The organism is Citrobacter sp. RHBSTW-00881, assembly GCF_013728515.1.
GTDB classification, from domain to species: Bacteria; Pseudomonadota; Gammaproteobacteria; order Enterobacterales; family Enterobacteriaceae; genus Citrobacter; species Citrobacter braakii.
This window is the reverse complement of the sequence record NZ_CP056269.1, coordinates 3,005,114-3,017,873: the sequence shown is the minus strand read 5'-3', so window position 1 is coordinate 3,017,873 and position 12,760 is coordinate 3,005,114. Positions and strand designations below refer to the sequence as shown.

12 protein-coding genes are annotated in these 12,760 nt (G+C 51.3%); 5 read left to right on the top strand and 7 right to left on the bottom strand.

Annotation, left to right across the window (positions count from 1 at the left end):
- Complete coding sequence (locus HV311_RS28275) at positions 1-177, top strand: YnfU family zinc-binding protein (RefSeq protein ID WP_213083733.1); 177 nt, start codon at positions 1-3, stop codon at positions 175-177.
- A gap of 502 nt (positions 178-679) precedes the next feature.
- On the opposite strand, the gene potB is transcribed toward HV311_RS28275, so the two are convergent.
- Entirely contained in the window at positions 680-1,543 is an 864-nt protein-coding gene (potB, locus tag HV311_RS14610) for a spermidine/putrescine ABC transporter permease PotB (protein WP_016150058.1), read from the bottom strand.
- Entirely contained in the window at positions 1,527-2,663 is a 1,137-nt protein-coding gene (gene potA / locus HV311_RS14605) for a spermidine/putrescine ABC transporter ATP-binding protein PotA (RefSeq protein ID WP_016152695.1), read from the bottom strand. The genes potB and potA overlap by 17 nt, the downstream gene beginning before the upstream one ends.
- A gap of 250 nt (positions 2,664-2,913) precedes the next feature.
- Here potA and pepT point away from each other — a divergent pair, with 250 nt between their 5' ends.
- A complete protein-coding gene (pepT, locus tag HV311_RS14600) occupies positions 2,914-4,140 on the top strand; it encodes a peptidase T (RefSeq protein ID WP_016152696.1) in 1,227 nt (408 codons plus the stop codon).
- Positions 4,141-4,244: 104 nt separating this feature from the next.
- On the opposite strand, the gene roxA is transcribed toward pepT, so the two are convergent.
- From roxA to znuC, 5 genes are all read right to left on the bottom strand, one after another.
- Positions 4,245-5,366 carry a [50S ribosomal protein L16]-arginine 3-hydroxylase gene (roxA, locus tag HV311_RS14595; RefSeq protein WP_016152697.1) on the bottom strand — a complete coding sequence of 374 codons (1,122 nt, stop codon included), beginning with the start codon at positions 5,364-5,366 and terminating at the stop codon, positions 4,245-4,247.
- A 92-nt stretch (positions 5,367-5,458) separates the two neighbouring features.
- Positions 5,459-6,922 (bottom strand): two-component system sensor histidine kinase PhoQ, encoded by a 1,464-nt coding sequence (phoQ, locus tag HV311_RS14590; protein ID WP_191220121.1) that lies wholly within the window; start codon positions 6,920-6,922, stop codon positions 5,459-5,461.
- Positions 6,922-7,593 (bottom strand): two-component system response regulator PhoP, encoded by a 672-nt coding sequence (phoP, locus tag HV311_RS14585; RefSeq protein WP_003846709.1) that lies wholly within the window; start codon positions 7,591-7,593, stop codon positions 6,922-6,924. Before phoP ends, phoQ begins: the two co-directional genes overlap by 1 nt.
- A gap of 153 nt (positions 7,594-7,746) precedes the next feature.
- Positions 7,747-8,532, bottom strand: coding sequence for a zinc ABC transporter permease subunit ZnuB (gene znuB / locus HV311_RS14580; protein ID WP_016152760.1), 786 nt, complete (start codon positions 8,530-8,532; stop codon positions 7,747-7,749).
- Positions 8,529-9,284 carry a zinc ABC transporter ATP-binding protein ZnuC gene (znuC, locus tag HV311_RS14575; protein WP_191220120.1) on the bottom strand — a complete coding sequence of 252 codons (756 nt, stop codon included), beginning with the start codon at positions 9,282-9,284 and terminating at the stop codon, positions 8,529-8,531. The genes znuB and znuC overlap by 4 nt, the downstream gene beginning before the upstream one ends.
- 78 nt (positions 9,285-9,362) lie before the next feature.
- Between znuC and znuA the strand changes: the two genes are divergently transcribed.
- The 3 genes from znuA to lpxM all read left to right on the top strand — a co-directional run bounded on the left by znuA (position 9,363) and on the right by lpxM (position 12,733).
- On the top strand, positions 9,363-10,307 hold the full coding sequence (gene znuA / locus HV311_RS14570; RefSeq protein WP_019076521.1) for a zinc ABC transporter substrate-binding protein ZnuA: 945 nt from the start codon (positions 9,363-9,365) through the stop codon (positions 10,305-10,307).
- Positions 10,308-10,322: 15 nt separating this feature from the next.
- Positions 10,323-11,642, top strand: a complete 1,320-nt coding sequence (gene mepM, locus HV311_RS14565; RefSeq protein WP_016152763.1) for a murein DD-endopeptidase MepM — start codon at positions 10,323-10,325, stop codon at positions 11,640-11,642.
- 119 nt (positions 11,643-11,761) lie between these two features.
- Positions 11,762-12,733 carry a lauroyl-Kdo(2)-lipid IV(A) myristoyltransferase gene (gene lpxM / locus HV311_RS14560; RefSeq protein WP_185654377.1) on the top strand — a complete coding sequence of 324 codons (972 nt, stop codon included), beginning with the start codon at positions 11,762-11,764 and terminating at the stop codon, positions 12,731-12,733.
- Positions 12,734-12,760: the final 27 nt, after the last annotated feature.

Here is a 12,760-nt window from a genome sequence, read left to right as displayed (position 1 = left end):
ATGTCTTATACAAAAGGACTCAGGCACTTTAAAGAAAGACCGGTACATGTTGCCTGCCCGGTATGCGCATACAGAGCCGATCAGAAAGCAGGTAAACTAAGAAAAGATGCGGTTCTGGAGTGCCCTGCCTGCGGGCTGTTGTTCAGACCATCAGAATGCTGGTGTATCGGCGGCTGATCGGCTTCTGCCACCTAACGTGAGTGATGTTGGGAAATGACAATATTGCTCCTGTACTGTAGTTTGAGAGGATATGATGATGAAATCTAAAAAATCTATTTTTATTGAAGGACATATCCTTTCGAACAGCTGTCATGGGCAGGTTGGTCAATCTTTCTGTATCCACAGGGCCAGGTTTAATAATGGTAAATATGCGATTATCCGGGAAGCATCCGGAATATGTTTCAAGCCTGGCGAAATTATTCAACGAAACGATTGCGAGTGGTTTTATAACCTTACCAAAATTCGCCTTCTCTCATTTGAGTACCTTGAAGATGATGAATCCAGAAGACAATTTCTTGAATATCGATAATAAATTCATGCGTATCATGACGGCATATTTTGGCGGGTTTACAATTCCTTTCTGATTTTACAAATCTTATCCCCGTTCCTGACCTGGCATGCAGTTTACTTGAGGGTAAACTGCATGCCATGATCATTTTAACTTTTTGAGTAATATCGGTTAACTATCAATGTCGCTAACCTTCTTGTTCAGCAAGCGGGAGGCGCGCCAGTAGATCAGCAGCATCAGACCCATGACGATGGTCAGCGTAATGCTGGTGGCAGCACCGAACGGCCAATCGCGGATGTTCAGGAACTGAACTTTAATCACGTTGCCAATCAGCAGGTTTTTCGCCCCGCCCATTAAATCGGAAACGTAAAACAGCCCCATTGCGGGCAGCATAACCAGCAGGCATCCGGCGATAATTCCCGGCATCGTTAACGGAATAATGATGCGGGTGAAGGTCTGAAGTTTACTGGCGCCCAAATCGCGCGCGGCTTCCAGCAGCGGTTTATCGAGCTTTTCAATGCTGGAATAGAGCGGCATCACCATAAACGGCAGCAGGATGTACACCAGGCCGATAATCACCGCGCTGGGGGTAAACATGATGCGAATGGGGGTATCGATCACGCCGAGCCACAACAGAAATTCGTTGAGGTAGCCCTTGGTACTGAGGAATATTTTGAGTCCGTAGATGCGAATAAGCGAGTTGGTCCAGAACGGAACAATCAGCAGGAACAGCAGCAATGGACGCACTTTTTCCGGCAGTTTCACCAAAAACCAGGCAAACGGATAGCCGAGCACCAGACAGGCGAGCGTGGCAATCAGCGCCATATTGAGGGAGTGAACCAGTACCTCAAAATAGAGCGGATCGAGCAGGCGTGTATAGTTTTCCAGCGTAAAGACCATTTTGACGAAATTGGCGTCGTCGCGGGTCAAAAAGCTGGTGCCGATGATCATCAGGTTGGGCAGAAAGACAAATAACACAAGCCAACCGACAATGGTGACGATCACCACACTCTGGAATTTACTTGTGTTCTTCATCAGCCAGTACGACCTCCCAGCTTTCTACCCAGTTAATCGCCATTTTCTGGTCGAGAGAGTGGTCAAAGTCAGGATCGTCTTCGTTGAAGAATTCACTGACCATCACCATCTTACCATTTTCCAGTTCCACAACCGACTCCAGCGTCATGCCTTTGTAGTTGCGTTCACGCACGTAGCCGATCAGGCCTTCGATATGATTGTCGTCGTTGATTTCATCAACGCGCAGATCTTCAGGGCGTAACAGGACGTGCAGCTTCTGCCCGGGAATCACCGCGAAGTTGACATAAATATTGCACTCACGACCTTCAACGTTAGCACGAACGCGCTGTTCGTCCAGACGTTCTATCACCGTCGCGTTAAACATATTGATCTCACCGATAAACCCGGCGACAAACAGATTTTTCGGCTCTTCGTAGATTTCACGCGGCGTACCGTCCTGCTCAATCTTGCCATCGCGCATCACCACGATACGGTCTGACATGGTCAGCGCCTCTTCCTGATCGTGAGTGACAAAGACAAAGGTGATACCAAGCTTACGTTGCAGCGCTTTCAGTTCGTTCTGCATCTGCTTGCGCAGTTTGTAGTCCAGCGCAGAGAGAGATTCGTCTAACAGGAGTAAACGGGGTTTATTGACCACCGCTCGGGCAATCGCTACGCGCTGCTGCTGTCCACCGGAGAGTTGATGCGGTTTTCGCTGGGCGAACTCTTCCAGCTGCACCATGCGCAGAGCTTCGGTAACGCGGGGAGGAATGTCGGCTGCGGGCGTTTTTTGCATGCGTAAGCCAAAGGCCACATTCTCAAAAACGGTCATGTGGGGAAATAACGCATAGCTTTGGAAGACGGTGTTCACGTAGCGGTTTTCCGCAGGAACGTGAGTGATGTCCTGGTTGTCCAACATGATATGACCGGAATCAACCGTTTCCAGACCGGCAATCAGGCGAAGAACGGTTGTTTTACCGCAGCCAGAGGGGCCAAGCAGCGTGAGAAACTCGCCATTATTGATGGTCAAATCCAGGCTGGAAATCACCTCTTTGCCATCGAAACTTTTGCGAATTCCCGCTAATTGCACCAGTGGAGAAAGCGAACGCGGTTGTTTATTCAATTTTTTACTCTGTCCCATGTAAACGCAACGGATGGCTGACCGCTGCGGGGTTCGTGGTTAACCACCTTGATGACTCTTAATGAGGGCCGTTATTCTACGGCAAACCATGGTAATCGCCAATCCTTGTTGCGAATTACTGACTTAGCCCTATAGTCAGAGGGGATGTCAGGGCGAAATATTCTCACTTGCGGGGATAAAAGTGACCTGACGCAATATTTGTCTTTTGTTGCTTATTGATAATGTTGTCACAAAAAGTGAGGGTGACTGCATGGATAAACTACTTGAGCGTTTTTTACACTACGTGTCGCTGGACACCCAATCAAAATCGGGCGTGCGGCAGGTACCCAGCACCGAAGGACAGTGGAAATTATTACAACTGCTCAAACAACAGCTCGAAGAGATGGGGCTGGTTAACATTTCACTGAGCGAAAAGGGGACGCTGATGGCCACGTTGCCCGCTAACGTTGCTGGCAATATTCCCGCGATCGGCTTTATTTCCCATGTGGATACCTCACCGGATTTCAGCGGTAAAAACGTTAATCCGCAAATCGTTGAAAACTATCGCGGCGGCGATATTGCGTTAGGCATTGGTGATGAAGTTCTGTCGCCGGTGATGTTCCCGGTGCTGCATCAACTTCTGGGCCAGACGCTGATCACCACAGACGGTAAAACGCTGCTGGGCGCGGATGATAAAGCTGGCGTGGCGGAAATCATGACCGCGCTGGCGGTGCTCATCCAAAAAGATATTCCGCACGGTGATATCCGCGTGGCCTTTACGCCGGACGAAGAGGTTGGTAAAGGGGCGAAGCATTTTGACGTTGCGGCATTTGATGCGCAGTGGGCCTATACCGTTGACGGCGGTGGCGTGGGAGAGCTGGAATTTGAAAACTTCAACGCCGCGTCGGTTAATATCAAAATTGTCGGCAACAATGTGCATCCCGGTACCGCAAAAGGGGTGATGGTGAATGCGCTGTCGCTGGCTGCTCGTATTCATGCTGAGGTTCCGGCAGACGAAAGCCCGGAAACGACGGAAGGCTACGAAGGCTTTTATCATCTGGCGAGCATGAAAGGGACGGTCGATCGGGCGGATATGCACTACATCATCCGTGATTTTGACCGCAAGCAGTTTGAAGCGCGCAAACGCAAGATCATGGAGATCGCCAAAAAGGTCGGCAAAGGGTTACACCCGGATTGCTATATCGAACTGGTGATTGAAGACAGCTACTACAATATGCGCGAAAAAGTGATTGAGCATCCGCACGTGCTGGATATCGCCCAGAAGGCGATGCGCGATTGCGATATTGAGCCGGTGCTGAAACCTATTCGTGGCGGCACCGACGGCGCGCAGCTGTCGTTTATGGGATTACCGTGTCCGAATTTGTTCACCGGAGGCTACAACTATCATGGTAAACATGAGTTTGTAACTCTGGAAGGAATGGAAAAAGCGGTGCGGGTGATTGTACGTATTGCGGAGTTAACCGCAAAGCAGCAGTAAATTTATCGATAGATGCCGGATAGCGCTTCGCTTATCCGGCCTACAGTATTTCACTCCAGAAGGCCTGATAGGACGCGCTAGCGTCGCATCAGGCACCGTTCGTATTATCCTTCGAAGAACCAGTATCCGCTGTTAACCAGTGCGGCAAGCATGGCAAGGAAAGACGGATCTTCCAGCGCATCCTCAAAGTTCTCGGCCGTCAGAACAATATGGCTGGCAAGCGCTTCCAGGGCAGGGCGATGCGGTGAATCAATTTTCTCACCGTTGGCGTAGACGTCATCGCCGATGCGCAATACGCGCAATCCGCCCAGACGCACTAACACATCCCCTTGCTTCAGGGCATCGTAAATTTCGTCTGGCTGATACGGCGGCTCCGGTGGAGCAATATCCAGCTCATGACGAGACTGAGATATAAACTCGCCAAACCACTGCTGGAAATGTTCCGGCTGATTAATCAGTCCGAGCATCATTTCACGCAGCTTGTCCATTTCCTGTGGCAGAACGTCAGCCGGATGATCGCGCGGCGGCAGGTCAGGATCGCTGTAATACGTGCTGCCCAGCTCACGTTGCAAAACGTAATCGGCGAACCCGCTGATCAGTTCGCGAGTATTCGGCGCGCGGAAACCGACCGAATAGTTCATGGCGTTTTCCAGCGCATAGCCTTCGTGCGGGAATCCTGGTGGAATGTACAGGATATCGCCGGGTTCCAGCTCTTCATCGATGATGGCTTCAAACGGGGCGACCTGCAGCAGGTCCGGGTGAGGGCAGTGCTGCTTCAACTGCAGTTTTTCGCCCACGCGCCAGCGACGTCGACCGGTTCCCTGGATGATAAACACATCGTACTGATCAAGATGTGGGCCAACGCCGCCGCCGGGTACGGAGAAGGAGATCATCAGATCGTCGATTCTCCAGTCCGGCAGTTCACGAAACGGACGCATCAGCGCGGCGGTGGGTTCATGCCAGTGATTGACCGCCTGTACCAGCAGCGACCAGTTGTTCTCGCCGAGATGATCATAGCTTTCGAACGGACCGTGGCTAACCTGCCATTTACCGTCCTGGTGGCTGACGAGTCGGCTGTCGACTTCGCTTTCCATTGCCAGTCCAGCCAGTTCGTCAGGAGAGAGTGGATCAATAAAGTTGTTAAACCCGCGTTTTAAGACCACCGGGCGTTTCTGCCAGTGGCGTTCAAGAAAATCGGGCCAGTTAAGTGTGAGTTGGTATTCCATAATGAGCATCCCGCAGGCTGGTATCTGCAACCGATTATAACGGATACTTAACCGCAAGCGGGAAATCAGTACATATTTATTACATGCGGCGATTACTCGTCTTTTTGCCCCGGCTGCTGGCGGCCAAAAATAACTTCCATGCGCGCGCCACCCAGCAGGCTATCGCCTGCAATAATCTGCCCGTCATACTGTTCGGTGATTTCTCGTGCCACCGCCAGTCCAACGCCTTGACCTGGCCGTAGCGTATCGACACGCTGTCCACGGTCAAACACCACTTCCCGTTTGCTTTGCGGAATACCAGGACCATCATCTTCAACCAGAATGTGTAGCTGATCCTCAGACAAATGCGCTGAAATCTCGACAAACTCCAGACAATATTTACATGCGTTATCCAGCACGTTGCCCATCACTTCGACAAAATCGTTCTGTTCGCCCACAAAACTGATTTCGGGTGAGATATCGAGATTTATGTTGACGCCTTTACGCTGATACACCTTATTTAGCGCTGAGGTGAGTTTATCCAGCAACGGCGCGACCGGATGCAGTTCGCGGCTAAGCAGCACGCTGCTGCCACGCATGCTGGCGCGATGCAGGTAATAGCCAATCTGCTGGGAAATACGGCTGATTTGTTCCAGCATGATGGGTTCCGCGTCGCTTACGTTCATTTTTTCATTACGCATCGAGCGGAGCGTACTCTGTAATACCGCCAGCGGTGTTTTCAGGCTGTGGGTGAGGTCTGTTAACGTCGTACGGTATTTGTCGTAGCGCTCGCGTTCGCTTTTTAAAAGTCGATTAAGATTGCGGACCAGGCTGGTCAGTTCGCGCGTGGTGGCGGGGTTTAACATCTCTCGATGATGTTCCTCAAGCTCACGGACTTCACGCGCCAGTGATTCGATGGGCCGCAGACTCCACCAGGCGGCTACCCATAACAGCGGAATGACCAGCAACAGATTGGCGACCAGCACATAAATAAACCAACTCCAGACCATATACGAGCGCTTTAGCTCAATAGGAATGGTATCGACAACCACTATGGTCAACTGTGGCATTCTGGCAGTGGCGGGGTAGACGTTCACGGCGACCGAGTGGGTCATTTCGGCATCGTCGTCATCTTCTCTGACTTCTTTTAGCTGCTGCTGAGCGGAGTGATCTTCGACCAGTAAGGTGCTGGTGGCATCTACATTGGCTTCAATCTCATGAAAACCGTTCGCTTTTAGCCATTCCGGTTGGATACTGTGCGTCAGCCAGGGAACATTGCGCTGCGCCCACAACAACTCACCGTCTTCGTTATAGATCAGCGACATTGTTGGGCTTTGCATATCGAGATTCTCAGGCAGCTCGACGTTTATCTTACCGTTCTCCCATTTTGCCAGGGTATAGAACAGGTTACTTTCACCCCGCAGCAGGCGGAACGTTGTTTTATCAAAGCTGACGCTGTAGCCCACCAGGGCAACCATGCCGTAGGCCAGCGAAAGCACCAATACCACGCCCGCGGTTGCCAGTAAAAAGCGCAACCGCAGTGATAACGGGAAAAAATGACGCAATAATTTATTCATTAGCGCAGTTCAAAAAGATATCCCTGGCCACGCACGGTGGTGATAACATCATCCGGGTATTGCGCCTGTATTTTTTTACGCAGACGCCCCATCAGAACATCAATGGTGTGGCTTTCACGTAGCTCGGCATCCGGGTAAAGCTGTAACATGAGCGAATCTTTACTGACCACTTTGCCGTTATTACGGATAAGTGTTTCCATAATGGTGTATTCGAACGCCGTGAGCTTGATAACTTCATCATTGACGGATAACTCGCGCCGAGAGAGGTCCACCTGGAAAGGAGGAAGAGAGATAATCTGCGATGCCAGACCGCTGTTGCGACGCATCAGTGCCTGCATGCGCGCAGCCACCTCTTCGATATGAAACGGTTTGGTGACGTAATCGTCGGCTCCGGCGCTGAGTACTTCCACCTTGTCTTGCCAGCCTTCACGCGCGGTTAACACCAGAATCGGCAACGAAACCTCATTGCTGCGCCAACGGCGGATCAATGACAAACCGTCTTCATCGGGGAGTCCTAAATCAACGATCGCGATATCCGGCAGATGTTCATTCAGATAATAGTCCGCTTCCTTCGCATCTTCTGCATCATCCACCTGATGCCCTAAATCCTGTAACTGAACCTTGAGGTGGTGGCGTAATAAAGCATTATCCTCGACAACCAGTACGCGCATCATCGTTTCTCCCTAAAATAACGGTATAAATAGTTTAACGCTGATTATGTGGCTGTGGGGATAAACATTTAATAAACCGCGGGAAGGGAAGCATTTCGCTCATGAAATAAAAAGCCGGATAAGGCGATAGCCTCCATCCGGCTAAAATACGCATTAGCTCGCCTGTTTTTTCATCATGCTGAAGATAAACAGCAGCGCAGCACACAGCACCACGGAAGGACCTGCCGGGGTGTCATAGAAGGCCGAGAAGGTCAGCCCGCCTGTAACCGCTATCATTCCCACACCAACGGCAACCCCTGCCATCTGTTCTGGCGTACGGGCAAAGCGACGGGCGGTTGCCGCAGGGATAATAAGCAGTGAGGTGATAATTAATGCCCCGACAAATTTCATCGCCACGCCAATAGTTAATGCTGTGACCAGCATCAGCAGTAGCTTAACGCGTTGCAGCTTCACGCCATCCACAAATGCCAGATCCGGACTGATGGTCATCGACAGCAGGTTGCGCCACTGCCAGAACAAAATCGCCAGAACGATAACCACCCCAATGGCGATGGAGATAAGATCTTCTGGCGTCACGGCGAGCAAATCACCAAACAGGTAGGCCATCAGATCCACACGGATGTTGGACATCAGGCTGACGACAACTAAGCCTAATGACAGTGCACTGTGGGCCATAATGCCCAGTAAGGTATCAATCGCGAGGTGAGGGCGTTTTTCCAGCCATACCAGACCGCCTGCCAGCAATAAGGTGACGACGATGACCGCATAGAAAGGGTTTACATCCAGCAGCAGGCCAAAGGCGACCCCCAGTAGCGAAGCGTGGGCCAGCGTATCACCGAAATAAGACATTCGACGCCAGACCACAAACGAGCCGAGCGGGCCAGCGGCACAGGCCAGCATGATCCCGGCTAACCAACCGGGTAATAACAATTCAATCATGAGTGACCATTTCCCCGGCGTAAGACGATACGACCCTGTAAATCGTGGCGGTGATTATGATTATGACGGTAAATTCCGAGTTGTTCGGCACCGCGTTGTCCGAACATTGAGATGAATTCTGGGTGCATGGAAACCACTTCCGGCGCACCAGAACAACAAATGTGATGGTTCAGGCACAGTACCTCATCGGTTTTTGCCATCACCAGATGCAGGTCATGAGAAACCATCAGTACGGCGCAATCCAGTTCACGTCGCAACTGGTCGATAAGATCGTACAGCGCGACTTGCCCATTGACATCCACGCCCTGGGTTGGCTCATCAAGCACCAGTAGCTGAGGTTTATTCAATAAAGCACGGGCCAACAGGACGCGTTGTGTCTCCCCGCCAGAGAGTTTTTGCATCGGCGCATTCATCAGATGTCCGGCCTGAACACGCTTCAGTGCCGGAAGGATATCTTCTTTTTTGGTGCCGGGACGCAGGCGCATAAACCGACTTACCGTCAGCGGAAGCGTAGTATCGAGGTACAGTTTTTGCGGCACATAGCCAATCCGCAATCGACCATTACGCTTGATAACTCCCTCATCAGCCTCTACCAGCCCTAATACAACGCGCACCAGCGTAGATTTCCCGGCACCATTTGGGCCGAGAAGCGTCAATATTTTACCGGGTCGAAGTTCAAGCGATACGTCAGAGAGGACGCGGCGTTGACCATAAGAGACCGAGACATTTTCCAGTGAAACCAAAGTCGCCATATCAATTTTAGTCTTGCAGAAGTTATAGAATGTTATAATATCACAATTCTCACATTCATTACGATGATTGGTCGCATTATGTTACATAAAAATACGCTTCTTTTCGCAGCATTATCCGCTGCTCTTTGGGGTAGTGCAACACAGTCGGCAAATGCCGCTGTCGTGGCTTCTCTTAAGCCGCTGGGGTTTATCGCTTCAGCCATTGCTGACGGGGTTACTGACACCCAGGTTCTGTTGCCTGACGGGGCTTCCGAACACGATTACTCATTGCGTCCTTCAGACGTAAAACGCTTACAGGGCGCGGACTTAGTCGTTTGGATTGGACCTGAGATGGAAGCGTTTATGGAAAAATCAGTCAAGAATATTCCTAACGCAAAACAGGTAACGATTGCGCAGCTCAATGACGTGAAGCCGTTACTCATGAAAGGTGCTGACGACGATGATGACGATCATGGACATAATGATGCCGGCAGTGAAAAAAGTGACGAGCATCACCATCACGGCGATTACAACATGCATCTTTGGCTTTCCCCAGAGATAGCACGGGCCTCAGCGGTTGCAATCCATGAAAAATTAGTGGAACTTATGCCGCAAAGTCGAGCCAAACTTGACGCCAACCTGAAGGATTTTGAGGCACAATTAGCCGCAACCGATAAGCAGGTAGGTAACGAGCTCGCGCCGCTCAAGGGAAAAGGTTACTTCGTTTTTCATGACGCCTATGGCTACTACGAAAAACACTACGGACTAACACCGCTTGGTCACTTTACCGTGAACCCTGAGATTCAACCTGGTGCGCAGCGTTTACATGAAATAAGAACACAGTTGGTTGAGCAAAAAGCAACCTGCGTTTTTGCTGAGCCACAGTTCAGGCCAGCGGTCGTTGAAGCCGTCGCGAGAGGGACATCCGTTCGAATGGGAACGTTGGATCCGCTCGGAACGAATATCAAACTGGGTAAAACAAGCTATTCAGCGTTTTTGAACCAATTAGCCAACCAGTATGCGAGCTGCCTGAAAGGAGATTAATGAGGAAGTGATTACGTGCAACAGATAGCCCGCTCTGTCGCTCTGGCATTTAATAATCTGCCGCGGCCCCATCGCGTTATGCTGGGGTCGCTTACCGTACTGACATTGGCCGTCGCTGTCTGGCGGCCCTATGTTTACCATCCTGATTCTGCACCCATCGTCAAAACTATCGAGCTGGAAAAAAGCGAGATTCGCTCACTATTGCCTGAGGCCAGCGAACCTATCGATCAGGCCGCTCAGGAAGACGAAGCTATCCCACAGGACGAACTGGATGACAAAACGTCTGGTGAAGCCGGCGTGCATGAGTATGTTGTCTCCACGGGCGATACGCTGAGCAGTATTCTGAATCAGTACGGCATCGATATGGGTGACATCAGCCAGCTCGCGGCTTCCGACAAACAACTGCGTAACCTGAAAATTGGTCAGCAACTTTCCTGGACGTTAGGCGCGGAAGGTGACTTGCAGCGCCTGACCTGGGAAGTCTCCCGTCGTGAAACCCGTACTTACGATCGCACCGCGACGGGTTTCAAAATGAGCAGCGAAATGCAGCAGGGCGATTGGGTTAACAGCCGAATCAAAGGCACCGTGGGCGGAAGTTTCGTCGCCAGTGCCAAAGATGCCGGACTGACCAGCTCTGAAATCAGCGCAGTGATTAAGGCCATGCAGTGGCAGATGGATTTCCGCAAACTGAAAAAAGGCGATGAGTTCTCGGTACTGATGTCTCGCGAAATGCTGGACGGTAAACGTGAGCAAAGCCAACTGCTGGGCGTACGCTTGCGTTCTGAAGGTAAAGATTACTACGCAATCCGTGCTGAAGACGGTAAGTTCTATGACCGCAACGGTACCGGACTGGCGAAAGGCTTTATGCGTTTCCCGACGGCTAAGCAGTTCCGCATCTCTTCCAACTTTAACCCGCGTCGTCTGAACCCGGTGACCGGACGCGTTGCGCCGCACAAAGGTGTCGACTTTGCGATGCCGCAGGGGACGCCGGTGCTGTCGGTGGGTGATGGCGAAGTGGTTGTAGCGAAGCGCAGCGGCGCAGCCGGATACTATGTTGCGGTTCGTCATGGTCGCACCTATACCACACGTTATATGCACCTGCGTAAGTTGTTGGTCAAACCAGGACAAAAAGTGAAACGTGGCGATCGTATCGCGCTGTCTGGCAATACCGGGCGTTCAACGGGTCCGCATCTGCACTACGAAGTCTGGATCAACCAGCAGGCAGTGAATCCTCTGACGGCGAAACTGCCGCGCACAGAAGGTCTGACCGGGTCGGATCGCACCGATTACCTGGCACAGGTGAAAGAGGTTGTTCCTCAGTTGCGTTTCGATTAATTAACACGCTGACAGAGCCGGTACGCTATGCGTGCCGGCTTTTTTATTTTGTACGGCGCATCGCGCGCCGCTACACTATCAGCAGATCTACTTTTCGCCGCACCAGACACTGGAAGAGCATGGAAACGAAAAAAAAGAATATTGAATATATCCCCGAGTTTCACAAATCATTTCGCCATCCGCGCTACTGGGGTGCATGGCTTGGTGTGGCGGCGATAGCAGGTATTTCGTTAACGCCGGCATCATTTCGCGATCCAATTCTGGCAAAGCTCGGAAGAATGGCCGGGCGGCTGGGAAAAAGCTCGCGTCGCAGAGCACTAATCAATTTATCCCTCTGCTTTCCTGAGCGCAGCGAAGCTGAGCGTGAAGCTATTGTCGATGAGATGTTTGCGACTGCGCCTCAGGCGATGGTTATGATGTCGGAACTCGCCATACGCGGCCCGGAAAAAATTCAGCATCGGGTCGACTGGCAGGGGCTGGAAATCATCGAAGAGATGCGTCGCAACGATGAAAAAGTGATTTTTCTGGTTCCTCATGGTTGGGGCGTAGATATCCCAGCGATGCTGATGGCTTCCCAGGGACAGAAAATGGCTGCGATGTTCCACAATCAGGGAAATCCGGTATTCGATTATGTCTGGAACACGGTGCGCCGTCGTTTCGGTGGTCGTTTGCATGCGCGTAATGATGGCATCAAACCGTTTATTCAGTCTGTACGTCAGGGATATTGGGGATACTACCTGCCGGATCAGGACCATGGCGCTGAGCACAGCGAGTTTGTGGACTTTTTTGCTACCTATAAAGCCACGTTACCGGCAATTGGCCGCCTGATGAAGGTGTGTCACGCCCGTGTGGTGCCGCTGTTCCCGGTATACAATGGGAAAACGCATCGCTTAACGATTCAGGTTCGTCCTCCGATGGATGACATCCTGACGGCGGATGACCACACCATTGCCAGACGAATGAACGAAGAAGTGGAAATCTTTGTGACGCCGCATCTCGAGCAATACACCTGGATTCTAAAACTGCTTAAGACGCGCAAACCCGGTGAAATTGAGCCTTATAAGCGCAAAGATCTTTATCCGAAGAAATAAAAAAAAGCCTCTCAAACGAGAGGCTTT